Here is a 24,259-nt window from a genome sequence, read left to right on the forward strand (position 1 = left end):
TGTAATTGATACCTGTGCCCCCATCTTGCGAGCATGGCGCTTGCCACGGTGCGCCAGGGTTCTTAAAATTGCCCCTTTGATCTTATTAAACACAGTCAACATGACGCCCAGCCGCTAGAGGACAATTCATGCAAGTTTCCGTCGAGACAACCTCCCAGATCGAACGCCGTATCACTATTCAGGTACCGGCTGCCGAAATCGACGAGGCTGTCAGCACTCGCTTGAAAGATACCGCGAAAAACGTTCGTTTGAATGGTTTTCGCCAGGGCCGGGTTCCGATGGCAGTGGTTCGTCAGCGTTACGGTGACAGCGTACGCAGCGAAGTGGTAGGCGAGGTAATGCGCGAGCGCTACGTGCGTGCCATTACTGATGAGAACCTCAATCCTGCTGGCTATCCTCAGATCGAGCCGAAAGTGAATCAGGAAGGCAAGGATCTCGAGTTCGTGGCGACCATGGAGATCTATCCTGAAGTCGAGCTGGCTTCTATCGAAGGTACCGAGGTCGAGCGCCCGGTAGTCAACGTAAGCGATGCCGACGTTGATGAAATGATCGAAACGCTGCGCAAGCAGAACGCCGACTGGCAGGAAACCGATGCAGCGGCGGCCGATGGCGATCAGGTCACCATCGATTTCCAGGGTTTCATTGGCGACGAGCCGTTTGAAGGCGGTAGCGCCGAAGGCCACGCACTGGTCATTGGTTCCAACAGCTTCATCCCGGGCTTTGAAGAGCAGCTGATCGGCACCAAGGCCGGTGAAGAGAAAACGCTCAACGTAACCTTCCCGGCGGATTACCAGGCTGAGCATCTGGCCGGCAAGGAAGCAAGCTTCAAGGTGACCGTGCACAAGGTCAGCACCCAGCAGCTGCCGGAAGTGGATGCTGCCTTCATCGAGCGCTTTGGTGTCGAAGACGGTGACCAGGAAAAATTCCGTGCCGAGATCAAGAAGAACATGACGCGTGAAGCGTCACAGGCAGTCGACAACCGCGTCAAGCAGCAGGTGCTGGATGCGCTGAAGAGCGCCAACGATATTCCGGTACCGAGCGCGCTTGTGCAGCAGGAAACCGACGCCATGAAGCGCCAGGCAGCGCAGCAGTTCGGTCTGGGCGAAGACTTCGATGTCAGTCAACTGCCTAACGAGCTGTTCGAAGAGCAGGCCAAGAGCCGTGTTCAGGTAGGTCTGCTGCTGGCGGAAGTGATCAAGTCCAACGAGCTTGATGCCGATGACAGCGCCATCAAGGCGAAGGTCGAAGAGCTTGCCGAACAGTATCAGGATCCTTCCGAGGTGATCGAGTACTACATGAGCAACGAGCAGCTGAAAACCCAGGTGAAATCTGCCATTCTCGAAGAGAAGGCGGTTGACAAGCTGCTTGAACAAACGAACGTTAAAGACGTTGAAATGTCTTATCAGCAAGCATTGGCTGCCGCTCAGCAGCAGGCTGAGCAAGACGAGGGTGCCGAAGAGGGCGAGCAGGCAAACGCCTAAGTACCCGTCAGCGGCGCATCGCACGCGGTGCGCCTTTCCCTCACCGGACGCAAGGAATCACCTGAATGAGTGAATTTGATATTCAAAACGCCGGCGGTCTAGTGCCCATGGTGGTTGAGCAGAGCGCCAAAGGGGAAAGAGCCTACGACATCTACTCGCGTCTGCTGAAAGAGCGTGTCATTTTCCTGGTTGGCCCCGTCGAAGACTACATGGCCAACCTGGTCGTTGCCCAGATGCTGTTCCTCGAGTCGGAAAATCCCGACAAGGATATTCATCTGTACATCAACTCGCCAGGCGGCTCGGTAACCGCGGGTATGTCGATCTATGACACCATGCAGTTCATCAAGCCTGACGTCTCTACCGTGTGTATCGGTCAGGCGGCCAGCATGGGCGCACTGCTCCTGACGGCAGGGGCTGCCGGCAAGCGTTACTGTCTGCCCAACTCGCGTGTCATGATTCACCAGCCGCTGGGCGGCTATCAAGGCCAGGCGTCTGATATCGAGATACATACGCGTGAAATTCTGGGTATCCGCGAGAAGCTTAACCAGATCCTCGCTCATCATACCGGTCAGGATCTGGAAACGGTTGCCCGTGACACGGATCGCGACAACTTCATGAGCGCCAATAAAGCTCAAGAGTATGGCTTGATTGACGCAGTGCTGGATAAGCGGCCTACATCCTGATAGCGTGATGAGGTTTTGCTTTTCTAACGAGCTTTTATGGCGGTGCAAGCCGCCGCAGTGACAGAGGTACGCTAATGGCCGACGGCAAAGGCAAGGATGAAGGTGGCAAACTACTCTACTGCTCGTTCTGCGGAAAAAACCAGAACGAAGTACGTAAGCTGATTGCTGGCCCGTCCGTATATATCTGCGATGAGTGTGTCGACTTGTGTAATGACATCATTCGCGAGGAAGTTCTCGAAGCCGATGCCGAGAGCGATGAGGAGCGTTTACCTACGCCTCGCGAAATTCGCCATACACTCGATGACTACGTCATCGGACAGGACCGCGCCAAGATGGTGCTGTCCGTCGCGGTTTATAACCACTACAAGCGTCTGAAGAGCGACGTGCGTGATGGCGATGTTGAACTAGGTAAATCCAATATTCTGCTCATCGGCCCCACCGGTAGCGGCAAGACGTTGCTGGCGGAAACCATGGCGCGTTTATTGAACGTACCTTTTACCATTGCCGACGCCACCACGCTGACGGAAGCAGGCTATGTGGGTGAAGATGTAGAAAACATCATCCAGAAGCTTCTGCAGAAGTGCGATTACGACGTCGAGAAAGCCGAGCGCGGCATTGTCTACATTGACGAGATCGACAAGATTTCACGCAAGTCCGACAATCCGTCCATTACTCGCGACGTATCCGGCGAGGGTGTACAGCAGGCCCTGCTCAAGCTGATCGAGGGTACGACTGCCTCGGTGCCGCCTCAGGGCGGGCGCAAGCATCCGCAGCAGGAATTCGTGCAGGTAAATACTGCCAATATCCTGTTCATCGTCGGCGGTGCCTTTGCCGGTCTGGATAAAGTCATTCGTGACCGCGCAGAAAAGGGCGGCATCGGTTTCAATGCCAGCGTCAAGAGCAAGGAGTCCTCGCGCGGAGTGGGCGAGCTTCTGGCGGGTGTCGAGCCCGACGATCTGGTCAAGTTCGGCCTGATTCCCGAGTTCGTGGGCCGCCTGCCGGTCATCGCCACGCTGACCGAGCTTACCGAGGATGCGTTGATCCAGATTCTGACGGAGCCGAAGAACTCGCTGGTCAAGCAGTATTCCAAGCTCTTCGAGATGGAAGACGTGACGCTCGAGTTCAGAGACGAGGCACTGCGTGCTGTGGCCGCCAAGGCCATGGAGCGCAAGACCGGCGCACGCGGGCTGCGCTCCATTCTCGAGTCAGTACTGCTAGACAGCATGTATGAAATTCCTTCGCTGGAGAATGTCAGCAAAGTGGTCATCGATGAGTCGGTGATTGCCGGCGAAAGCGAGCCCTTGCTGATGTATTCGAACCAGGAAGAGGCTCGGGTCGACGGTACTGACGGCTGATGACGGATTACTAGTTGCGGCCTAGCGTCAGCCGCTTGCGCTACCACGAGGGGTCGCCTATGCGACCCCTTGTTGTTCATAAGGTGTCACTGCGTAGCATGCTCTACACTGCGTAGTACTTTTCATACAGTGATGTACTTGATCCGTTGTCTAATCAAGTGCGCATCCGATTTGTTGAGGAACGTCTGCGATGCAGCAGAACGCCGAACAGACTCAATGTCTACCCCTATTGCCATTGCGGGATGTCGTGGTTTATCCGCAGATGGTCATTCCCCTGTTTGTAGGACGTGAAAAGTCGATCCAGGCCCTCGAAGCGGCAATGGAGGCTGATAAACGCGTCATGCTGGTGGCTCAACGCGAAGCTTCTCAAGACGAGCCGGACAATACCGACCTTTATGCCATGGGTACCGTGGCCGATATCATGCAGCTTCTCAAGCTACCTGACGGTACGGTCAAGGTGCTTATCGAGGGCAGTTTCCGGGCGGACGTGCTTGACATCGAAGAGAACGAGGCAGGCTATACTCAAGCGTTCTTTTCCCCGCGTGAAAGTGAGCCACTGACCACCCGCGAGCAGGAAGCCCTGGTTCGCGTACTGCTCAATCAGTTCGAGCAGTACGTCAAGTTGTCCAAGAAAGTGCCTAATGAGGTGCTCAATTCGCTTTCCGGTATCGAAGACCCAAGCCGATTGGTGGACACCATCTGCGCTCACTTGTCGCTCAAGATCGGCGACAAGCAGGAACTTCTGGAAATGGATCGAGTGCGCGATCGTATCGAGCATTTGATGGCGCTCATCGAGTCCGAAATCGATCTGCTTCAGGTTGAAAAGCGCATTCGCTCCCGGGTCAAGGAGCAGATGGAAAAGACCCAGCGCGAGTACTACCTCAACGAGCAGATGAAAGCCATCCAGAAAGAGATGGGCGAGCTTGATAACGTACCTAACGAGGCGGAAAAGTACGAACAGGCGATCAAGGAGTCGGGAATGCCTCAGGAGGCTTCCGACAAGGCGACGCAAGAACTCAACAAGCTCAAGATGATGGCGACCAACTCCGCCGAGGCGACGGTAGTCCGCTCTTATCTGGACTGGTTGATCGCGATTCCGTGGAAAAAGCGCACCCGTGTCAAGCATGACCTGGTCAAGGCTCAGGAAGTGCTCGATGAAGACCACTACGGGCTTGAAGAGGTCAAGGAGCGTATTCTCGAGTACCTGGCCGTTCAAAAGCGCGTGCGCAAGATGAAGGGGCCGGTGCTCTGTCTGGTGGGGCCACCCGGGGTCGGAAAGACATCGCTTGGCCAGTCGATTGCGCGTGCCACCAACCGCAAATATGTACGTCTGGCACTGGGCGGTGTTCGCGATGAGTCGGAAATTCGTGGTCATCGGCGCACCTACATCGGGTCCCTTCCCGGCAAGCTGATGCAGCGCATGAGCCGAGCGGGCGTCAAGAATCCTCTGTTCTTGCTTGATGAAGTCGACAAGCTCGGCATGGATCATCGTGGCGACCCAGCATCGGCGCTGCTTGAGGTGCTGGACCCGGAGCAGAACAACAGCTTCAGCGACCACTACCTGGAGCTCGATTACGATCTTTCCGAGACGCTGTTCATCTGCACGGCCAACTCCATGAATATTCCGGGGCCGCTGTTGGACCGCATGGAGATCATTCGTCTGCCGGGCTACACCGAAGATGAGAAGCTGGCGATTGCCAAGCGCTACTTGTTGCCCAAGCAACTGGCTGCCAATGGACTCAAGGATAGCGAGCTGGTGCTCAATGATGACGCCCTGCTCGAATTGATCCGCTACTATACCCGCGAAGCGGGGGTGCGCGAGCTCGAGCGCCAGGTGGCCAAGGTAAGCCGCAAGGTACTGCGCGAGCGTCTCGAGAAAAAGAAGCTCGACAAGACCCAGACCCTTTCGGCAGAGCAGATCGAAGAGTATGCAGGCGTTCGGCGCTACAGCTACGGCCTGGCCGAGCAGGACGACCAGGTAGGGCGCGTGACGGGCCTTGCCTGGACCTCCGTAGGCGGGGAGCTTCTAAACATCGAGTCAGTGGTAACACCGGGCAAGGGGCGTATCAACAAGACTGGCTCGCTCGGCGATGTAATGAAAGAATCGGTCAGCGCGGCGCAAACGGTTGTCAAGGCACGTGCGATAAACTTCGGTATCGACCCGGCGCGTTTTGAAAGCGAAGACCTGCATATCCACGTACCCGAAGGCGCCACGCCGAAGGATGGTCCGAGTGCCGGCATCGCGATGGTAACGGCCATGGTATCCGCCTACACGCAGCGAGCGGTACGCTGCGACGTGGCCATGACCGGCGAAGTGAACCTTCGCGGTGAGGTATTGCCGATTGGTGGGCTAAAGGAGAAATTGCTGGCAGCCCGCCGTGGTGGTATAAAGACCGTCCTGATTCCTGAAGAAAACCGCCGTGATCTCAAGGAAGTACCGGAAAATATCAAGGGACCACTGGATATTCGCCCGGTACGTTGGATAGATGATGTATTGGCGGTGGCGCTGGTGAGTGATGAAAACGGTGACAGTGCGTCCTTAAAAACCACTGAAGCATCGTTCAACGCCACGACGGTCGCCAATACCCATTGATGTTAAAGCCATCGGTCTTTAATTTTACTTAGTAAATTTGCCCAACGCCTTATGTGGCGGGCATTTCACGGCGCGGTTGCTTGACAGGGGTTTCAAGGCATTGCTATAAAACGCAGCTACGCTTTGAGGTTGTACTTTCTGGTGACCGTGCCGTTCAGAGCCATTTTTTGAAACAGTTAAGGGGTGAAGTGTGAATAAGTCCGAGCTGATTGAAGCCATTGCCGCATCTGCCGATATTCCTAAAGCAGCGGCAACCCGCGCATTGGATGCCATGGTGGAGTCTGTCACCGATAGCCTCAAGAAAGGTGAAAGCGTTTCGCTGGTAGGTTTTGGTACCTTCGCGATCAAAGAGCGTGCTGCGCGTACTGGCCGCAACCCGCAGACTGGCCAGCCTATCGAAATCAAGGCAGCAAAAGTTCCTGGCTTCAAAGCAGGCAAGGCTCTGAAAGACGCCGTCAACTAATTGACCCGCGTTTACGGTAAGCTAATGGGCGCATCGCATCCGCGATGCGCCCATGTTATTTTCTGGGCGGGTATTTAAGGGGTTATCCGAAAACGCTTTTCGGACGACAAGGGTGTATTTGTATGGCTGTGTTGATCTGAGGCTAGCATGCTGCAAAGTATTCGAGATGGCTCCAGAAGCTGGGGCGCCAAAATTATTATCGGTCTCATGGTGGCAGCCATGGCGCTGTTCGGTGTTGAATCCCTGTTCAGCGTATTTGGCAGTGATCCCAATGAGGTCGCCAGTGTCAACGGCGAGCCCATCATGCGCCAGCAGGTTGAGCTTGAAGTGCAGCGAGCGCTGCGCTCGGGTCAGGTGCCGCCAGAGCAGGAGCGTGCCCTGCGTAACGACATGCTCGACCAACTGATCACTCAGCAGCTTTTGACCCAGTATGCAGACGACGGTGGGTTTCATGTGTCGGATGCCCAGCTGGACCAGATCATTGTGAATCTTCCCGAGTTTCACGATCAGAACGGCCGTTTTTCTGCTGATATCTTCCGTAACCGCCTGGCGGGGGCTGGCTATTCGCCGGTATCCTTCCGTGAGGACCTGCGCCTTGATATCAAGCGTCAGCAGCTTCAGCAGGGTCTGGCGTTCAGTGACTTCAGCCTGCCCAGTGAGCAGGCACGGCTGGCCGAGCTGCAGCGCCAGGCGCGCAGCTTCCGCTATGTGCTGCTCGATAGCACCGATATCGATGTTGATATCGATGTTACCGATGAGCAGATGCAGGCATACTACGACGCCAACCAGGCGCGGTTTGAACGCCCCGAGCAGGTTCGCGTCGAGTACGTGATGATTGATCGTCAGGCCATGGCGTCTGAAAGTGATGTAGACGAACAGACGCTGCGAGATGCGTGGCGCGAACAGAACCGCGATGCAGACCGGCGCGTTTCGCACATCATGGTAACGTTTGGCGATGAGCGCACCCGTGAAGAGGCGCAGGAGATTGCCACTACGGCTCGCGAGGCACTGGAGCAAGGCGAATCCTTTGCCGATACCGCTCTACGCTACTCAGACGATACGGCCAGTGCAGAACAGGCTGGCGACCTGGGCGTCATCTCGCGCGGCATCTTTGGTGATGCGTTCGATAACGCCGCTTTCTCGCTGGAAGAAGGGCAGATATCCGACATCGTGGAAATGGATGGTGCCTTCCATATTGTTCAGGTCACCGAGATCGAGGCACCCTCGTTTGAAGAGCAGCGCGATATGCTGCGTCAGAACGTTGCCTTGAATGAGGTCAATGACGATTTCAATGCCAAAGTGCAACAGCTCATCGACGAAAGCTTCGCTGCCGATGATCTGCAGAGTGTGGCGAATGACCTGGGGCTGACGCTCCATCAGACCAACTGGCTTGCTCGTGGTGAGGGCGAGGGCGTGTTGTCCGAGCCGGGTGTCCTCGATGAAGCGTTTAACGAAGAAGTGCTCGACAACGGCTACAACAGTGAAGTCATCGAGCTGGACGACGATCGCCGCCTGGTGTTGCGGGTAGCCGAACATCGCGAGGCTACGCTGATCGGACTCGAAGACGTGCGCGACGACGTCGAGCAGGCGGTTGCGTCGCAGCAGCGACAGCAGGCGTTACTCGAGCAGGCTCAGGCCATGACCGCACGGCTTGAAGCAGGAGAGGCCCTTGGCGTAGATTGGCTCGAAGCGGACAATGTCACCCGGCAGTCCGAAGCTGCGTTGCCGCAGGTGCTGGTTCAGGAAGTGTTCAAGATGCCTCATCCCGAGGCGGGGGAGAGTCGCTATCGGGCGATCAATCTACCGCAGGGCGTGGCAGTCGTGGCGCTGGATGAAGTCTCCGATGGCGACATTGACGAGCAGATGCAGGGTTTCGTTGCTCAGATGGCCGAGCAATTGCGTGCTCAGACGGTCATTCAAGGCTTGATAGCGGAGCTTTACCGCGACGCAGATATCGAACGCTAGTTGCAGGTATTGCCATAACCAAAAAGCCGATCATGTTTGATCGGCTTTTTGCTGCACGCTCGAGCTGCGCTGAACGTCAGGTGCTGGGCGGGGTGCTCAGCGGGAACTGACGCAGCGCGACCGCAGGGGGATGCTCTGACGAATCGACGACGATGTCCCAGCCGTGTTGCGTATCCCAATCACCTAGCACGAACCGTTTGGCAGGTACGTCTTCGACAGTCAGTTCATGGACATGGGGGCGGTGCGTATGACCGTGGATCATGGTGGTTACCCCAAAGTGCTCCATGACAGCCACTACTTCCTGGGGAGTTACATCCATGATTGCCTCGGCCTTGCCGGCGTTTGCATCTCCTGATTGCATACGCAGGCTCTTGGCGAGCTCCATCCGCTGCTCAAGCGGCATGGCAAGAATCTGCGCCTGCCACTGCGGGTCGCGCGATTGCCGACGAAATGCCATATAAGCGTCGTCCTGGGTACAAAGGGTGTCACCGTGAAGCAGTACCACGGACATGCCCTCAAGCTCGACTTCCTGCACATCGGACAACAGCGTCGCACGGCATTGAGTGATGAACCGCTCACCCAGCAGAAAATCACGATTGCCGTGACAGAAATACACCGCCGTGCCGCTGTCACTCAAGGCCCTGAGGCGTTGGATCACTTCGTGTGCCACCGTACCCAAGGGATGGGGCGTATCGAGCAGGTCATCGCCTATCCAGGCATCAAAAAGATCGCCCAGTATGTAGAGAGCGTTTGCCCCCTGAGCGGTATGTTCCAGATAGCGATAGAACCCCTGATTGATCTCAGGGGTATCGCTGCTCAAGTGCATATCGGCTACAAGCAGAGTGCGCATAAAGCTCCCGGAGTTATTCCGCATCCTTGACGTAGGCGCGCTCGATGACCACGTCTTCAGCAGGAACGTCGGCATGCATGCCGCGGCGGGTAGTGCTGACACCCTTGATGGTGTTGACCACGTCCATGCCATCTACTACTTCACCAAACACTGCATAGCCCCAGCCCTGCAGGCTTTTGCCGCTATGGTCGAGGAAGCTGTTGTCGCCCACGTTGATGAAGAACTGAGCCGTTGCGGAGTGGGGGTCCTGGGTGCGCGCCATGGCAAGCGTGCCCACGGTATTCTTCAGGCCATTGTCGGCTTCGTTCTCGATCGGGTCGCGGGTCGGCTTCTGGTTGAAATCCTGATCAAAGCCGCCGCCTTGCACCATGAATCCATCGATGACCCGGTGAAACAGGGTGCCATCGTAGAATCCTTCCTTTACATACTGCTCGAAGTTGGCCGCCGTTGCTGGCGCTTTTTCGTGGTTGAGCGCGATGGTGATGTCACCGAAGTTCGTCTGTAATACGATCATAGATAAATTCCTGTTCAATAAAGGCGTTCGCCTTGGCGCTGTGCATCGGCGTCACGCTATAATAGCGGTTTTGCTCGGCACCGCGAAGCGCTACCTTCAAGGGTAGGCATTGGTTGCCCGGCACGCCATCCACCACGAGGTTTTCAACACCACCATGACCAACGAGACCACCCCAGCGCCGAACTTCATTCGCAACCAAGTACGCGACGAGATCGAGGGCGGCCAGGTCACCAAAATCGTGACGCGTTTCCCTCCAGAGCCAAACGGCTTTCTGCATATCGGCCATGCCAAGTCGATCTGTCTGAACTTCGGGCTGGCGGAGCAGATGGGTGGCGAGTGTCATCTGCGTTTTGACGACACCAACCCGGCGAAGGAGGAGCAGGCGTATATCGATGCGATCAAGGAAGACGTCAGCTGGCTGGGCTTCAAGTGGGCGGGGCCGGTACGTTTTGCGTCAGACTACTTCGACCAGCTCTACGCCTGGGCACAGCACCTGATTCGTGAAGGCAAGGCCTACGTGGACGACCTGTCGCCGGACGAGATCCGCGAATACCGCGGCACCCTGACGGCGCCTGGCAAGCCAAGCCCCTACCGCGAACGCAGCGTCGAAGAAAATCTGGACCTTCTGGAGCGCATGAGCCTGGGCGAGTTCGGCGAGAGTGAAAAAGTGCTGCGTGCCAAGATCGATATGGCCTCGCCGAACATCAATCTGCGTGACCCGATTCTTTATCGCATTCGTCATGCAAGTCATCACCAGACCGGCGACAAGTGGAAGATCTACCCCTCCTACGACTTCACGCACGGTCAGTCCGACGCCATCGAGGGGATCACGCACTCGATCTGCACCCTGGAGTTCGAAGACCACCGTCCCCTTTATGAGTGGTTCCTCGACAATCTGCCGGTGCCCAGCAAGCCGCGCCAGATCGAGTTTGCCCGCCTGAATCTCGACTATACCCTGACCTCCAAGCGCAAGCTGAAGCTGTTGGTCGATGAGCAGATCGTGGACGGCTGGGATGACCCGCGTATGCCGACCATTTCCGGCATGCGTCGGCGTGGCTATACGCCGGCCTCGATTCGCAAGTTCTGCGAAATGATCGGCGTGACTCGGGCCGATGGCGGGCTTGTCGATATTGCCATGCTGACCCACGCGATTCGCTCGGACCTTGAAGATAACGCACCCCGCGCCATGTGCGTGCTGAAACCGCTCAAGATCGTGCTGACCAATGTGGCCGAAGATCACGAAGAGGTGTACGACGTGCCGGGTCACCCTGCGCGTGACGATATGGCGATGCGCAAGGTGCCGTTTGGTCGCGAGCTGTACATCGACCAGGACGACTTCATGGAAGATGCTCCCAAGAAGTTCTTCCGCCTGGCGCCGGGCAAGGAAGTGCGCTTGCGCAACAGCTACGTCATCCGCTGTGATGAAGTGGTCAAGGACGACGCCGGCGAGGTGGTCGAGCTGCGCTGCTCGGTGGATTTCGACACCCTTGGCAAGAACCCGGAAGGGCGCAAGGTAAAAGGCGTGGTTCATTGGGTCAGCGCCACGCATGGTGTGCCCATGGAAGTACGTCTGTATGACAACCTGTTCATGGTCGAGCAGCCGGACCGTGACAAGGATGTCGATTTCCTGGAACACTTGAACAAGGAATCTCTGGTCATCTGTCAGGCCATCGGCGAGCCGAGCCTTGCCAACGCCGCGCCGGAAGATCGCTTCCAGTTCGAGCGCATGGGGTACTTCTGCGCTGATCGTCACCTTTCCAAGCCGGGTCAACTGGTGTTCAACCGTACCGTAGGACTGAAAGACAGCTGGGCGAAAATCAAACAGAAGGGTTAAGGAATCGTCATATGCAAATTTACAATACGCTGACACGTCGCAAGGAACCGTTTACGCCGCTAATCGCGGGTAAGGTGAGCATGTATGTCTGCGGCATGACGGTGTATGACTATTGCCACCTTGGCCACGCCCGCGTCATGGTGGCATTTGACGTGATTACCCGCTACCTGCGTCACCGTGGCTATGACGTCACCTATGTGCGCAATATCACCGATATCGACGACAAGATATTGAAGCGTGCCGATGAAAACGGCGAAAGCATCACGGCGCTCACCGAGCGCATGATCGCGGCCATGCACGAAGACGAAGCGCGGCTGCACGTGCTGCCACCAAGCCAGGAGCCCCGCGCAACGGGGCATATCGGCGATATCGTGGCGATGATCGAAACCCTGATCGATAAAGGTTATGCCTATCCGGCCGATAATGGTGATGTGTACTACCGAGTGCGCAGGTTCACAGACTACGGCAAGCTCAATAACCGCCAGCTGGACGACATGCGCTCAGGCGCACGGGTAGAGGTAGACCTTCATAAAGAGGACCCGCTCGATTTCGTGCTCTGGAAAGCGGCCAAGCCGGGTGAGGCTCATTGGTCCTCGCCTTGGGGTAACGGTCGCCCCGGCTGGCATATCGAGTGCTCGGCGATGTCGACCTGCTGCCTGGGTGAAACCTTTGATATTCATGGCGGCGGGCCCGATCTGACCTTTCCGCACCATGAAAACGAGATCGCCCAGTCCGAAGCCGCCACGGGCAAGACCTACGTCAACACCTGGATGCATGCCGGCGCAGTACGCGTGAACCAGGAGAAGATGTCCAAATCCCTGGGCAACTTCTTCACCATTCGTGACGTACTGGCGGAGCACGACCCTGAAGTGGTGCGCTATCTGCTGGTGGCAAGCCACTACCGTAGCGCCATCAATTACTCGGTGGATTCCCTGGTCGAGGCACGTAAATCGCTGACGCGCCTTTACACTGCGCTCGATGGTGTCGAGGCTGAGGCTCAGGTAGAAGCGGCAAGCGCTTATCGCGAGCGCTTTACCGCCGCCATGGATGATGACTTCAACACGCCCGAAGCGCTTGCCGTGCTGTTTGACCTGGCACGGGAAGTGAACCGGGCCAAGAGCGACACACCGGAAAACGCGCCCGCCTTGGCGGCGGAATTGCGGCAACTGGCGGATGTGCTGGGCCTGCTTCAGCAATCGGCCCAGGCGTTCTTGAAAGGCGCCCAGCAGCAGGGAGTTGCACTTGACGAGGCGGCAATCGAGGAGAAGATTGCGCAACGCAAGGCGGCGAAGGCGGATAAGGATTTTACTCGGGCAGACGCCATTCGCGACGAGCTGGCTGCACTCGGCATTATCCTCAAGGATTCAAGAGAGGGGACTACCTGGGTTATCGAATCACCCCAGTAAGTGTGCAATTGTCAGGTACTGGGGGCGGCGTCTGGTAACCCTTTGAATGCCTCTTATACTGAGGTTTATAGACAGCGGGCGCCAGCGTCCGCTGTCTAACGCTTGATCAATGCTCAATAAAAGACGTCTACGAAAGGATTGCCAAGATGCGCTTTATGCTGAAACCGCTACTCTCTGCCGTCAGTCTCTCGCTGCTTACCCTCTCGGCGGCGAATGCCAACGACCCCGTCGTGGTCGCCTCCAAGATTGATACCGAAGGCGCAGTGCTTGGCGAGCTGATCATTCAGACGCTCGAGCGCAACGGTATTCCTACCGAAGACCGTTTGCAGCTCGGGGCTACCAACGTGGTACGCACCGCGCTGAGTGCAGGTGAAATCGATATCTATCCCGAGTACACCGGTAACGGCGCTTTTTTCCACGATATGGCCGATAGCGACGTATGGAAAAATGCCGACCAGGCCTATCAGACGGCACGCGACAAGGACGCCGAAGATGGCCTTGTATGGCTTGCGCCTGCCAGCGCCAACAACACCTGGGCGATGAGCATCCGTCAGGATGTGGCCAATGAGCATGACCTGAAAACGCTCGAAGATCTGGCGGCCTACATTGCCGAAGGCGGCGAGTTCAAGTTTGCGGCCAGTGCCGAGTTTGTCGAATCTGCGCAGGCGTTGCCGGCGTTTCAGCAGGCCTATGGGTTCGAGCTGAGCGACGACCAACTGCTGGTGCTTTCCGGTGGCAATACGGCGGCGACCATGCGCGCTGCCGCCCAGCAGACCAGCGGTGTCAACGGCGCCATGACCTACGGCACCGACGGAGGATTGAGCGCGCTGGGCCTGCTGGTGCTCGAAGACACCAAAGGCGTGCAGCCCGTTTACCAGCCGGCGCCGGTAGTGCGCGAGAGCGTGCTTGACGCTTACCCGGATATGGCGCTGCTGCTTGAAAGGGTTTTCTCGAGCCTGGATGAGGTCACGCTACAGGAACTCAACGCAGACGTTGCCGTTAATGGTCTTTCGGCCGACCAGGTGGCCAGCGATTATCTCGATAGCCTGGATGACTGATTAATGTCGCTGCTGGATGCGCTACCTACGCCCAGGTTGGAGCGGGGCAGTTACCCTAATGTCGTTCTGGTCAGTTTAAGTGCGGTAATGCTGGCAGCGATCTGGGGGCTCGATGCGGTAAGCATGGCTCCCAACCGTATTGTTCAAGGTGCCGGGGCGGGGGTAATGGAGGCGCTGGGCTGGCCCGGCGCGCTGCTGGCCTCGCTGCTGGTACTGGCACTTGGCACGCTGGCCTTTCGGCCAAACCCTACCAACTACTCGGCGGCGCTGGGTGTGGTGGTACTGATACTGGCACTGATGCCCTTTGGCCTGATGGTGGCCGGGCACTTTCTGATCGACCCGGCGCTGCCTCAGGCGCGTCTTGGTATCGGGGCGGGCTACTGGGTCGTGCTGTTCGTTCTGTTGCTGTGCCTGATCGAGCTGCGCTTGCGCCTTGCGCTGACACGCCTCTGGCCGATGCTGATTCTTGCAGGCGTAGGGCTTCTCTGGTGGCTGTGCGCCTGGCTCTGGCTTGGCGATCTGGCGCTGGTGCAGGAGTACCGCGCCCGCGACCAGCAACTGATCCGCGCAGTAGGCCAGCATGTAGTACTGGTCGGCGTGGCGGTGAGTATCAGTGTGGTGCTGGGAACGCTGCTGGCGCTGCTGATGCGTCGCTACGCACGGCTCCAGAAGGGGGCTTTTGCCGTACTCAATTTCCTGCAGACCATTCCTAGCCTGGCGCTCTTTGGACTGTTGCTGGCGCCGCTGGCCTGGCTTTCGGCCAACGTACCGGTGCTTGCCGAACTGGGCGTGAGCGGCATCGGCAATACGCCAGCGCTGATTGCACTGGTCGCTTACAGCCTGCTGCCCATGGTCCGTAATACCTACATTGCGCTTGAAGAAGTCAGTGCCGACACTCTTGAGGCGGCCAGCGCCATGGGCATGCGCGCAAGCCAGCGATTCTGGCAGGTGCGCCTGCCGCTGGCGCTGCCGGTGCTGCTCGAGGGCGTGCGAATCACGACCGTTCAGGCAATTGGCCTTACCGCGGTGGCTGCGTTGATTGGTGCCGGCGGCCTGGGGACGTTCATCTTTCAAGGACTTGGGCAGGCGGCCATGGACATGGTGCTACTCGGTGCATTGCCCATTTTGATACTGGCGCTGATGGTAGATGCTGCACTCAGTGCCTTGACAGAAGTACTGCGCCCTGGAGGCGTTCAATGATCGAGCTTTCGCAGGTATCCAAGCAGTTTGGCGATGAAACCGCCGTGGATGCCATCAATCTCAAGGTCGCCAAAGGCAAGTTCTGTGCTCTGGTAGGGACCTCCGGGTGCGGTAAATCGACCACGCTGCGCATGATCAATCGTCTCATCGAGCGTAGCAGCGGGGATATCCTGCTCGATGGCCAGCCCATTGAAGCGTACGATCCTGTCAAGCTGCGCCGCCGCATTGGCTACGTCATCCAGAGCACCGGGCTCTTTCCACACTGGACAGTTGCCCGCAATATCGGTTTGGTGCCACGGCTCTTGAAGTGGTCGGCAGATGACATCCAAGCCCGGGTGGGGGAGTTGATGAGCCTTCTGGGCCTGCCCCTTGAAGAGTTTGCACACAAGTACCCACACCAGCTGTCCGGAGGCCAGGCGCAACGGGTAGGGGTAGCGCGAGCCCTGGCAGCCGACCCCGATATCCTGTTGATGGATGAACCCTTCGGAGCCCTTGACCCGATTACACGTATCAAGCTCCAGGATGAGTTGGCAGCCCTTCAGGCGCGCCTGCACAAGACGGTGGTGTTCGTTACCCACGACATGGACGAAGCGCTGAAGCTTGCCGACCATCTGGTGGTAATGCGCGAGGGCCAGATCGTGCAGCAGGGCACGCCGCTTTCGCTTCTACAACGCCCCGTGGATGCGTTCGTCGAATCGCTTCTCGGAGGGCTTGAGCGGGGCCTGAAGCAAGCGGCGCTGAGCCGGGTCAAGGACCATATGTCCTCGCTTGGGCCGACCCTGCCATCCCAGTATCGTATTGCGGCCGACTGTTCGTTGCGTCAAGCGCTCTCCGTCATGCTGCGCGATCATGCCGACCGTCTCACCGTGGTCGATCAGCACGACGTGCCCATCGGTGAACTGTCGCTGCGCAGAATCGTGAAGGAAGCACAGCTGGAAAAGGGAACATCGCGTGACGCATAGCGCAACCCGCCGTCAACGGCGCGTTCCACACGCTGGCCAAAAACGATTCTGGACGCGTCCGCTGCTCTGGGGCGTACTGCTGTGTATCTGCGTGGCAGGAATCCCCTACGCCGAGGGGCTCTTTCGTTGGCTGGAGCCTGACGCTCGGCAGGTAATTTATCAGCGTGCCCCATTTTATGCGCTGCTTGGCCGCCATATGCTGGTGGTTGGCGCGGCGGCCGTTGTCACTATTGCCGTGGGCGTTGGCGCCGGCATCGCCGTTACCCGCCGGCGCGGCCGAGATTTCCTGCCCCTGGTGGCCCAGCTGGCGTCGTTGGGACAGACCTTTCCGCCCGTCGCGGTGCTGGCGCTGGCCGTGCCCATTCTCGGATTCGGCACGCTCCCCATCATCATGGCGTTGATGCTGTACGGCCTTTTACCTATCGTGCGCAATACCCTGGCGGGCCTTCAAGAGGTCGAGGGCGATATCAAGACGGCCGCCCGAGCCATGGGCATGACGCCTGTACAGATCCTCCAGCGGGTGGAGCTGCCTCTGGCTGCGCCAGTCATACTGGCCGGTATCCGTACGTCGGTCACCATCAATATTGCCACTGCGGCATTGGGGGCCACGGTGGGGGCCAGCAACCTGGGCGATCCGATCATTGCCGGTATCATCAACGGCAACATGGCCTATGTGATACAGGGAGCGCTCATTATCGCTCTGTTGGCACTGACGCTGGATAGCCTGTTCGATAGCCTGCAGACCCGTCTGCGTCAGCGTCTCTCCGCTTTTCCGCGATAGCCATTGAAGCCCGGTGCCTGGCCGGGCCATGACCTCGATGCAGGGTCTTGCACTCTTCGTCTTAAGTGGTATCCCTAAAGTCCTTGTGCTGCGTTACTGTCGCAGTAGTTGCGTTGACTTACGTCAGATAAATCCACTGGCGAAAACGGTCAACACCAACAACACTGCCCTCAAAAGGGGTAAAACAAGGATAATAATGATGACGAACCACGTTCACCAGCCGGCCTTCATGACCGGTGATGAGTTCTCGATCGACACCTTCAGCCTGCTGGATGCCGAAGGCGAGCTCTACCGTGGCGCCAGCGAGCCTGCCCTTGAGCGCGACCACGCGCGCAGGCTCTATCAGGCAATGCTGGCAACACGCATTCTCGATGAACGCATGATGGCCGCCCAGCGCCAGGGGCGGCTCAGTTTCTACATGCAGTGTGTCGGCGAGGAAGCCGCCGTGATTGGAGCAACCGCCGCACTTGACGATGCCGACATGATCATGGCGCAGTATCGGGAGCAGGGCGCGCTGATGTATCGCGGCTTCTCCATCGACGAGTTCATGAATCAGCTGTTCGGCAACGAGCTGGATTACGGCAAGGGCCGCCAGATGCCGGTTCACTACGGCTCGCGCAAGCTTCACTACATGACCATTTCCTCGCCGCTGGCGACCCAGATCCCCCAGGCCACGGGCTACGCCTACGGCCAGAAACTGGCCGGCGACGGCCTCTGCACGCTGACCTTCTTTGGCGAAGGCGCGGCCTCGGAAGGCGATTTCCACGCCGCGTTGAACATGGCCTCGGTACACAAGGTGCCGGTCATCTTCTTTTGTCGCAACAACGGCTACGCCATCTCCACACCCGCGGTCGAGCAGTTTGCCGCCGACGGTATCGCCCCGCGCGCCTTTGGCTATCACATGCACGTTATTCGGGTAGACGGCAACGATGTGCTCGCCGTGTTTGAAGCTACCCGCCAGGCGCGCAAGATTGCGGTTGAGCAGAACCAGCCCGTGCTGATCGAAGCCATGACCTACCGTCTGGCGGCACACTCCTCCTCGGACGACCCGTCCGGATACCGGTTGAAAAGCGAAGAGGAGACCTGGCGGCTCAAGGACCCGGTGCTGCGCATGCAGAAGTGGTTGATGAAGAAAGGCTGGTGGAGCGAGGAGGAGGAAACCCGCGAGCAGGAGACGCGGCGTCAGGAGGTGCTGGATACCATGAAGCGCGCCGAAAAGCGCACGGCACCGCCGCTCGAGAGTCTGGTAAGCGATGTCTACGCCGACGTTACCCCAGAGCTTCAGCGCCAGTTTGACCAGCTGAAAAAGCATATCCGCCGCTATCCAGAGGCCTATCCGCGCGGCGCGCGCTCACTCGACCTTGACGTAGATACCGCAAACGACGCGCAGGGAGATGCGTAACATGGCGACCATGAACATGCTGCAGGCGATCAATAACGCGCTGGATATCGCCATGGCCGAAGATGAAAAGGTCATCTGCTTCGGCGAAGACGTGGGTATCTTTGGCGGCGTCTTTCGGGCGACAAGTCATTTGCAGGAAAAGTACGGGAAGGCGCGCTGTTTCAATACCCCACTGGTCGAGCAGGGCATCATCGGTTTTGCCAACGGGCTCGCCGCCCAGGGGTCGGTGCCGGTGGCGGAAATCCAGTTTGCCGACTACATCTTTCCGGCGTTTGATCAGATCGTCAACGAAACCGCCAAGTACCGCTACCGATCCGGGGATCTGTTCAACGTGGGCGGGTTGACCATTCGTACGCCTTATGGCGGCGGCATCGCCGGCGGGCTTTACCACTCCCAGTCGCCGGAAGCCTACTTCACTCATACGCCGGGTCTGAAAGTCGTCGTGCCACGCAACCCCTACCAGGCGAAAGGACTTTTGCTGGCCGCCATTCGCGACCCGGACCCCGTGCTGTTCCTGGAGCCCAAGCGCCTGTATCGCGCATCCGTCGGCGAGGTGCCCGAAGACGATTACCAGCTTCAGATAGGCGAGGCTGACGTGATCAAGGAGGGCAGCGATATCACCCTGGTGGGCTGGGGCGCGCAGATGGAAGTGATCGGCAAGGCGGTGGAGCTTGCCGAAGAGCAGGGCATTGCCTGTGAGGTGATCGACCTGCGCTCGCTGCTGCCCTGGGATGCCGACACCGTTGTCGAATCCGTGCTCAAGACGGGGCGCTTGGTAGTGAGCCATGAAGCGCCGCTGACCGGCGGCTTTGCCGGTGAAATAGCGGCCACCGTTCAAGAGCGTTGCTTTCTCTATCTGGAATCGCCGATCAGGCGGGTTACCGGGTTGGATACGCCTTTTCCACTGGCACTGGAAAAAGAGTACCTGCCCGATCACCTGAAAATTTTCGAAGCGATTCGCGAAAGCGTTAATTTCTAGCGCCAGGAGAACAACCATGAGCGATTTCAAACTACCGGACATCGGCGAGGGTATCGTCGAGTGCGAAGTGGTCGAGTGGCGTGTGGCAGAAGGCGATGCCATCGAAGAGGACCAGCCGATCGTCGAGGTGATGACCGACAAGGCCTTGGTAGAAATTACCGCCCCCGAAGCCGGCGTGGTGACAAGACTTTATGTGCCCCAGGGCAAGATTGCCAAGGTACACGCGCCGCTATACGCCTACCAGGCAGAAGGTGAAGGGAACGGGAATACGGCAACTGAGGCTGTCGCTTCAAGCGTTGACGAGCAAACGCCAGCGGTTGAGCCTTCCTCGCCGGTGGAAAGCGCAAAAGCTTCTCAGCCCAGCGAGCGTGCGCTGGGCAAAGTGCCGGCAAGCCCGGCCGTGCGTCGTCTGGTTCGCGAGCATGGCCTTGCCCTCAATGCCATTGCGGGTAGCGGCAAGTCCGGCCGGGTGCTGAAAGAGGACGTGCTGGCGCACCTGGAGCAGTGCACGACGGCTTCTGCGTCTGACGCGCCTGCGCCTCAGGCCCGCCATCTTCACGCGGATAGTGCACCGCGTATCGAGCCCTTGCGAGGCGTGCGCGCGGTCATGGCCAGGCGGATGGTGGCGTCGGCAACCACCATTCCACACTTTCACTACGGCGAAGAGATCGATGTTACCGAGCTTCTGGCATTGCGCGAACGGTTGAAGCCGCTGGCCGACGCCCAGGGCGAACGGCTCACGCTGATGCCGCTTTTCATGAAGGCGTTGGCATTGGCCGTTGCCGAAACCCCCATCCTCAACGCCCAGCTCAATGAGGCGGGCGACGAGCTTCACTACTACTCGCAGTGCAACGTGGGAATGGCGGTGGACAGCCAGGCGGGGCTTTTGGTGCCCAATGTCAAAGGGGTAGAGCGCCTGTCGCTTCTGGCGCTTGCTCGGGAAGTCGGCCGCCTGACCGCCGCCGCCCGGGAAGGAAGGGTGGAGCAGGCTGATCTCAAGGGCGGCACTATCAGCATCTCGAACATCGGTGCCCTTGGCGGCACATACGCCGCTCCGATCATCAATACACCGGAAGCGGCCATCGTCGCCATCGGCAAGACTCAGTGGCTGCCGCGGTTTGATACCAATGGGGCAGTTCAGCGCCGCGCCATCATGACCGTTACCTGGGCGGGGGATCATCGATTTATCGATGGTGGCACCATCGCTCGGTTCTGCAACTGCTGGAAAGGCTTTCTGGAGGCGCCGGAAACCATGCTGCTTCATCTGGCCTGACCGGTATGTCCCAGGCGCCTCTGCAGCAGTTCTATATTCCTGAAGAGCAGTCGGTCTATCTGCTCAGCCACCACGATGCCCGAAAGCTGAAGGACTGGGTGGCGCTGTGCCAGGCACAGCTTGCCCAGCTGGGGTATCGAGATATCGAACTGATCGGCAAGGGCGCCTATGGTTTCGTGTTTGCTGGCACCCCGCTATCCCAGCGCTCCGACAGTGAGGGGGCTGCCCAGCATGTTTTCAAGTTCTCGCGCATTACGCTGCCCGCCCACCTGCAGGAGCGCCTCGAGGAGGAGGCGTTCATGCTGGATCAGGTCTCACACCCGCGCATCCCCCAGCTGATTACCTATCAGCGCGCCCGCGGGCAGTCGATTCTGGTAATGGAGCGCGCCCCTGGCTGGAATCTCGAGCAGATATCGTTGAAACATGGGCGCCTGTCGCCCCGGCTGGTCGTGCATATTGCCCGCCAGCTCGCCGAGCTGCTCATCGCACTGCGCCAGGAAGCCGGCCCCAATGCTCGCCCTGTGGTACATGGTGACATCAAGCCTTCCAATCTGGTCTTCGACCCGCCAACGGAATCGGTGGCGCTGATCGACTGGGGCTCTTCGGTATTTGCTCAGCTTGATGCCCGGCTTCAGTTCGTCGGCGCCAATGTGATGGAGCTGATGTCCGACAACCTGCAGCAGACCAATGCACGGCTGGGAGATGTGTACTTTATCGGCGAAGAGCAGCTCAACGGCGCGCTCTCTTCGCCGCGTTTCGATGAACAGGGCGTGGCAGGCACTCTCTATGCGCTGGCCTCGGCCCAGTCCTGCCGGTTTGGCCACCGGGCCATCCCTGCAAGCTCGCTGGGCCTGCCCATGGAGTTTGCCCGCACACTGGACGGCATGCTGAGTCCCGACCCCGAGGTGAGGCGCCGTGCGGGGGACTATTTTCTCGACGCCATGCCCCGCATGGCTCGTGTCGTCATGATCGATCTGCCGCTGGCACCGCAATCGCCGCTGGTGCCGGTATGGTCACGCTCGGCCCACCAGGAAATCGATACGGTGGTGTACAGCTCGCGCAAGGCATTCTTGAGAGAAGCCAACGCTCAGGAAACCTTGAACGAGGTCAACGACGTGCAGCTGGACCGCTACTACAAGCAGTTCATGCAGGGCATGGGCGAAACGGAGAAGGCCTTTCTGGCCTCGGTCAGCCGGCTGGGCAAATATCCGGTAGTCGGTGGCCTGGCGGTACGCTGGGAGCGCGACGGCGTGTATATCGACTCATCGCTCAACCTGCACGACCCGGACCTGAAGCCTGCCTTCATCGAAGCCGTCAACAACACGGTGCATCTGGCCAGGGCCATTCACCGCCAAGGAGTCTTCAAGAGTTGCCTGTTCAACGCCCGGCAAACCCTGCATCTGGAGCGCGCTTCACCGGAGAAGGCTTTCATTCCTGACCCCACCTTGGCCATCGGCTACGAGCTGAGCGCCATGCCCGAGCTTGAAAACCGCACCCGCCAGCATAGCTACTTCGAGGATGGACCCGACCCGGAGGAGCTGTTGATACTGCCCGCGGCCATCATGCGCGGGCTACAGGCGCTCAACGAGATTCACCATACCGGTATGATCATCTTCGAGGCGCTGCCCCAGCACCTCAAGATTCACAGCTACTACCGCCTGCTGGACCCTGCAAAAGAGCAGGAATTTCGCGCACTGCTGGCCAGTATTCTGGCATCCGTGTGCCAGATAGAAGGGCTTGGCGTATCCGGATTCATGAAAATGCCCTACAAGGACACGCGCTTTTTCACTCACCTGGAAAACCAGCCCGAACGCTACTATCCACGCGACCCACGAGAGCAGGCCAGGAAAGCGAGCGTATCTTAGCCGCGTGATTTAATTGCGTGCTTCAACGCCGGTACGCTGCTCCGAGAGCCACGCGGTCAACTGCTCGACCAGGGTATCGCTGGCGCGCCCGAAGGCATCGACCACCGCGGGTATCTCGACGTCTGCCGCCTGGCTCGAGGTACGAAAGCTCTGCGAACCAATGCTGGCGCGGGAGTCGGCTTCCACCAGCTGTACATCCAGTTGGATGACCGCGCTTGGCCGACCGTTTTCATACACGCTCTGAAAATGGCGCAGCTCGCTGAGCAGTAAAAGGTCCGATGGCAAGTGATCACTGCCTACGCCGGCATACAGGCCGCTCTGCTGAAGACCATCGATCAATCGGGCCTGAAGAAGTTCCGGCGTGTCTTCATGCCAGCGGGCACCTTCGTATACCTTCACCTGTGTGTTCTCGGGGTAGACCACGATCCGACTGCTGCTCAACAGGTAACCCGCTTCCGGGGCGGCCACTCCCAGACGTTTGGTAGCCGATTGTGTGGCGTCCATTCGGCTAGAGGCAGTAGACGTGCTAGCGTGAGCTTCATCTAAGGCAGGCAAGCGATAGAGCGTCGGCGGATCGTTTTCAGGCAGTATCGAGCAGCCTGCGCTCAGCATGAGCGCAAGCGACGTCAACACGATGGCAAGATGGCGTACTTTCATGGGCGAAACTCCTCTATCTGATCACGGCCCAATAAAAAGTCTCTGGGGCTCTCTTCCAGCTGGCGGGTAATGCGGTCAAGTGTATTGAGCGTTGAGCGCAGTGCGGAAAGTGCCGGGGCAATGTCACGGGTACCCTGCAGGGTGCTTTCAACGGCACCGGCGTTCTGATCGATCAACTGCTCCATTCGCTGGGCGGCACGTGCGACATCGCGGCTGGCATCGGCGGCACTTTGCATGACCTGCTGGCCGTCTTGTCTGAGCAGCTCGTTGGCCTCGCGGCTTAGCTCGTCGATGCTTTCAAGCGTGGCCGTTGCCTGACGCGACACGTCGCCAAACAACGCCATGTTCTCATCCAGCGCCTGCTGCTGCGAGGCAATCATCTCGGTAATCTGCGCCACGTTGGTCAGTATGTTGCCCGCCTGCTCGCGGTTATCGTCGTTGAACAGCTGATTGACGTTTTCCATGACGGCGGTGACGTTCTCGATCAGCTCTTCGCCTTCTTCGAACAATGTAGCGATGGGAGATGGGTCGGCGCGAATGAATGGCTCGTCTTCATCGCTTTGGTCAATCAGCCGGGGACTTTCCGGTGTGCCGCCGTGAAGCTGAACCGACATGCTGCCGGTAATATTGGCAAATGCCAGTTTTGCGCGAGTATCTACCTTGACCGGGGCATCCTCTACCACACGAATTCTGGCAATGACCTGGCGCGGGTCCGCCGGGTTGAGGGTAAGTTCGGTAACGTCACCTACTTCGATACCGTTATATTGCACCGTGCTGCCCTCAGCGAGGCCGCTGACGCTGCGTTCAAACAGAATACGATAGGCTTGGTAGTCGCGTTGGCCGGCGGCCTGGCTCATCCAGAGCGCAAACAGCAGCGCGGCCGCGGCGATAATGACCGTGAACAAGCCAATTAAAACGTGATGAGCGCGCGTTTCCAT

The 24,259-nt window shown here is 58.5% G+C and carries 21 protein-coding genes; 16 read left to right on the forward strand and 5 right to left on the reverse strand.

The window, feature by feature from the left end; translation table 11 throughout:
- Positions 1 to 128: 128 nt before the first annotated feature.
- The 6 genes from tig to HW452_RS09600 all read left to right on the forward strand — a co-directional run bounded on the left by tig (position 129) and on the right by HW452_RS09600 (position 8,540).
- Positions 129 to 1,481 carry a trigger factor gene (gene tig / locus HW452_RS09575; RefSeq protein ID WP_224105885.1) on the forward strand — a complete coding sequence of 451 codons (1,353 nt, stop codon included), beginning with the start codon at positions 129 to 131 and terminating at the stop codon, positions 1,479 to 1,481.
- 65 nt (positions 1,482 to 1,546) lie between these two features.
- A complete protein-coding gene (gene clpP, locus HW452_RS09580) occupies positions 1,547 to 2,164 on the forward strand; it encodes an ATP-dependent Clp endopeptidase proteolytic subunit ClpP (protein ID WP_106373911.1) in 618 nt (205 codons plus the stop codon).
- 74 nt (positions 2,165 to 2,238) lie between these two features.
- Positions 2,239 to 3,519, forward strand: coding sequence for an ATP-dependent Clp protease ATP-binding subunit ClpX (gene clpX, locus HW452_RS09585; protein WP_224105886.1), 1,281 nt, complete (start codon positions 2,239 to 2,241; stop codon positions 3,517 to 3,519).
- 190 nt (positions 3,520 to 3,709) lie between these two features.
- The gene (gene lon / locus HW452_RS09590) at positions 3,710 to 6,112 is read left to right on the forward strand and encodes an endopeptidase La (RefSeq protein ID WP_224105887.1); all 2,403 of its coding nucleotides are present in this window, start codon (positions 3,710 to 3,712) and stop codon (positions 6,110 to 6,112) included.
- Positions 6,113 to 6,302: 190 nt separating this feature from the next.
- Positions 6,303 to 6,575: an HU family DNA-binding protein gene (locus HW452_RS09595; RefSeq protein ID WP_087111465.1), complete on the forward strand. Its 273-nt coding sequence runs from the start codon at positions 6,303 to 6,305 to the stop codon at positions 6,573 to 6,575.
- Between the two features lie 147 nt (positions 6,576 to 6,722).
- Positions 6,723 to 8,540, forward strand: coding sequence for a SurA N-terminal domain-containing protein (locus tag HW452_RS09600; RefSeq protein ID WP_224105888.1), 1,818 nt, complete (start codon positions 6,723 to 6,725; stop codon positions 8,538 to 8,540).
- 76 nt (positions 8,541 to 8,616) lie between these two features.
- Here HW452_RS09600 and HW452_RS09605 read toward each other — a convergent pair whose 3' ends face one another.
- From HW452_RS09605 to HW452_RS17650, 3 genes are read right to left on the reverse strand one after another with little or no spacing between them, the layout of a single operon-like run.
- On the reverse strand, positions 8,617 to 9,390 hold the full coding sequence (locus HW452_RS09605; RefSeq protein ID WP_224105889.1) for a UDP-2,3-diacylglucosamine diphosphatase: 774 nt from the start codon (positions 9,388 to 9,390) through the stop codon (positions 8,617 to 8,619).
- Positions 9,391 to 9,403: 13 nt separating this feature from the next.
- A complete protein-coding gene (locus HW452_RS09610) occupies positions 9,404 to 9,904 on the reverse strand; it encodes a peptidylprolyl isomerase (protein ID WP_224105890.1) in 501 nt (166 codons plus the stop codon).
- Positions 9,876 to 10,190 (reverse strand): hypothetical protein, encoded by a 315-nt coding sequence (locus HW452_RS17650; protein WP_224106100.1) that lies wholly within the window; start codon positions 10,188 to 10,190, stop codon positions 9,876 to 9,878. The genes HW452_RS09610 and HW452_RS17650 overlap by 29 nt, the downstream gene beginning before the upstream one ends.
- Between HW452_RS17650 and HW452_RS09620 the strand changes: the two genes are divergently transcribed.
- The 10 genes from HW452_RS09620 to HW452_RS09665 all read left to right on the forward strand — a co-directional run bounded on the left by HW452_RS09620 (position 10,116) and on the right by HW452_RS09665 (position 22,664).
- Positions 10,116 to 11,738 (forward strand): glutamine--tRNA ligase/YqeY domain fusion protein, encoded by a 1,623-nt coding sequence (locus HW452_RS09620; protein WP_317986343.1) that lies wholly within the window; start codon positions 10,116 to 10,118, stop codon positions 11,736 to 11,738. The genes HW452_RS17650 and HW452_RS09620 overlap by 75 nt on opposite strands.
- An 11-nt stretch (positions 11,739 to 11,749) precedes the next feature.
- Positions 11,750 to 13,144, forward strand: coding sequence for a cysteine--tRNA ligase (gene cysS / locus HW452_RS09625; protein ID WP_224105891.1), 1,395 nt, complete (start codon positions 11,750 to 11,752; stop codon positions 13,142 to 13,144).
- Positions 13,145 to 13,290: 146 nt separating this feature from the next.
- Positions 13,291 to 14,202 (forward strand): glycine betaine ABC transporter substrate-binding protein OsmF, encoded by a 912-nt coding sequence (gene osmF, locus HW452_RS09630; RefSeq protein WP_224105892.1) that lies wholly within the window; start codon positions 13,291 to 13,293, stop codon positions 14,200 to 14,202.
- A gap of 3 nt (positions 14,203 to 14,205) precedes the next feature.
- Positions 14,206 to 15,402 carry an ABC transporter permease gene (locus HW452_RS09635; protein ID WP_224105893.1) on the forward strand — a complete coding sequence of 399 codons (1,197 nt, stop codon included), beginning with the start codon at positions 14,206 to 14,208 and terminating at the stop codon, positions 15,400 to 15,402.
- Positions 15,399 to 16,364, forward strand: coding sequence for an ABC transporter ATP-binding protein (locus HW452_RS09640; RefSeq protein ID WP_224105894.1), 966 nt, complete (start codon positions 15,399 to 15,401; stop codon positions 16,362 to 16,364). Before HW452_RS09635 ends, HW452_RS09640 begins: the two co-directional genes overlap by 4 nt.
- Entirely contained in the window at positions 16,354 to 17,145 is a 792-nt protein-coding gene (locus tag HW452_RS09645) for an ABC transporter permease (RefSeq protein ID WP_425348101.1), read from the forward strand. Before HW452_RS09640 ends, HW452_RS09645 begins: the two co-directional genes overlap by 11 nt.
- Positions 17,146 to 17,344: 199 nt before the next feature.
- Positions 17,345 to 18,547 carry a thiamine pyrophosphate-dependent dehydrogenase E1 component subunit alpha gene (locus tag HW452_RS09650; protein ID WP_224105895.1) on the forward strand — a complete coding sequence of 401 codons (1,203 nt, stop codon included), beginning with the start codon at positions 17,345 to 17,347 and terminating at the stop codon, positions 18,545 to 18,547.
- Position 18,548: 1 nt separating this feature from the next.
- On the forward strand, positions 18,549 to 19,526 hold the full coding sequence (locus tag HW452_RS09655) for an alpha-ketoacid dehydrogenase subunit beta (protein ID WP_224105896.1): 978 nt from the start codon (positions 18,549 to 18,551) through the stop codon (positions 19,524 to 19,526).
- 16 nt (positions 19,527 to 19,542) lie between these two features.
- Positions 19,543 to 20,799: a 2-oxo acid dehydrogenase subunit E2 gene (locus tag HW452_RS09660; RefSeq protein ID WP_224105897.1), complete on the forward strand. Its 1,257-nt coding sequence runs from the start codon at positions 19,543 to 19,545 to the stop codon at positions 20,797 to 20,799.
- Positions 20,800 to 20,804: 5 nt separating this feature from the next.
- Positions 20,805 to 22,664, forward strand: a complete 1,860-nt coding sequence (locus tag HW452_RS09665; RefSeq protein ID WP_224105898.1) for a protein kinase domain-containing protein — start codon at positions 20,805 to 20,807, stop codon at positions 22,662 to 22,664.
- A 9-nt stretch (positions 22,665 to 22,673) separates the two neighbouring features.
- Here HW452_RS09665 and HW452_RS09670 read toward each other — a convergent pair whose 3' ends face one another.
- Positions 22,674 to 23,321, reverse strand: a complete 648-nt coding sequence (locus HW452_RS09670) for an ABC-type transport auxiliary lipoprotein family protein (RefSeq protein WP_224105899.1) — start codon at positions 23,319 to 23,321, stop codon at positions 22,674 to 22,676.
- Positions 23,318 to 24,259, reverse strand: coding sequence for an MlaD family protein (locus HW452_RS09675; RefSeq protein WP_224105900.1), 942 nt, complete (start codon positions 24,257 to 24,259; stop codon positions 23,318 to 23,320). Before HW452_RS09675 ends, HW452_RS09670 begins: the two co-directional genes overlap by 4 nt.

The sequence above is a fragment of the Vreelandella aquamarina genome (genome assembly GCF_020075495.1).
GTDB classification, from domain to species: Bacteria; Pseudomonadota; Gammaproteobacteria; order Pseudomonadales; family Halomonadaceae; genus Vreelandella; species Vreelandella aquamarina_A.

Bases quoted from the DNA above. Each gene is read 5' to 3' on its own strand.
- tig (WP_224105885.1), top strand. From the start codon at position 129: ATGCAAGTTTCCGTCGAGACAACCTCCCAGATCGAACGCCGTATCACT.
- clpP (WP_106373911.1), top strand. From the start codon at position 1,547: ATGAGTGAATTTGATATTCAAAACGCCGGCGGTCTAGTGCCCATGGTG.
- clpX (WP_224105886.1), top strand. From the start codon at position 2,239: ATGGCCGACGGCAAAGGCAAGGATGAAGGTGGCAAACTACTCTACTGC.
- lon (WP_224105887.1), top strand. From the start codon at position 3,710: ATGCAGCAGAACGCCGAACAGACTCAATGTCTACCCCTATTGCCATTG.
- HW452_RS09600 (WP_224105888.1), top strand. From the start codon at position 6,723: ATGCTGCAAAGTATTCGAGATGGCTCCAGAAGCTGGGGCGCCAAAATT.
- HW452_RS09605 (WP_224105889.1), bottom strand. From the start codon at position 9,390: ATGCGCACTCTGCTTGTAGCCGATATGCACTTGAGCAGCGATACCCCT.
- HW452_RS09610 (WP_224105890.1), bottom strand. From the start codon at position 9,904: ATGATCGTATTACAGACGAACTTCGGTGACATCACCATCGCGCTCAAC.
- HW452_RS17650 (WP_224106100.1), bottom strand. From the start codon at position 10,190: ATGGCCGATATGCAGAAAGCCGTTTGGCTCTGGAGGGAAACGCGTCAC.
- cysS (WP_224105891.1), top strand. From the start codon at position 11,750: ATGCAAATTTACAATACGCTGACACGTCGCAAGGAACCGTTTACGCCG.
- osmF (WP_224105892.1), top strand. From the start codon at position 13,291: ATGCGCTTTATGCTGAAACCGCTACTCTCTGCCGTCAGTCTCTCGCTG.
- HW452_RS09635 (WP_224105893.1), top strand. From the start codon at position 14,206: ATGTCGCTGCTGGATGCGCTACCTACGCCCAGGTTGGAGCGGGGCAGT.
- HW452_RS09640 (WP_224105894.1), top strand. From the start codon at position 15,399: ATGATCGAGCTTTCGCAGGTATCCAAGCAGTTTGGCGATGAAACCGCC.
- HW452_RS09650 (WP_224105895.1), top strand. From the start codon at position 17,345: ATGACGAACCACGTTCACCAGCCGGCCTTCATGACCGGTGATGAGTTC.
- HW452_RS09655 (WP_224105896.1), top strand. From the start codon at position 18,549: ATGGCGACCATGAACATGCTGCAGGCGATCAATAACGCGCTGGATATC.
- HW452_RS09660 (WP_224105897.1), top strand. From the start codon at position 19,543: ATGAGCGATTTCAAACTACCGGACATCGGCGAGGGTATCGTCGAGTGC.
- HW452_RS09665 (WP_224105898.1), top strand. From the start codon at position 20,805: ATGTCCCAGGCGCCTCTGCAGCAGTTCTATATTCCTGAAGAGCAGTCG.
- HW452_RS09670 (WP_224105899.1), bottom strand. From the start codon at position 23,321: ATGAAAGTACGCCATCTTGCCATCGTGTTGACGTCGCTTGCGCTCATG.
- HW452_RS09675 (WP_224105900.1), bottom strand. From the start codon at position 24,259: ATGGAAACGCGCGCTCATCACGTTTTAATTGGCTTGTTCACGGTCATT.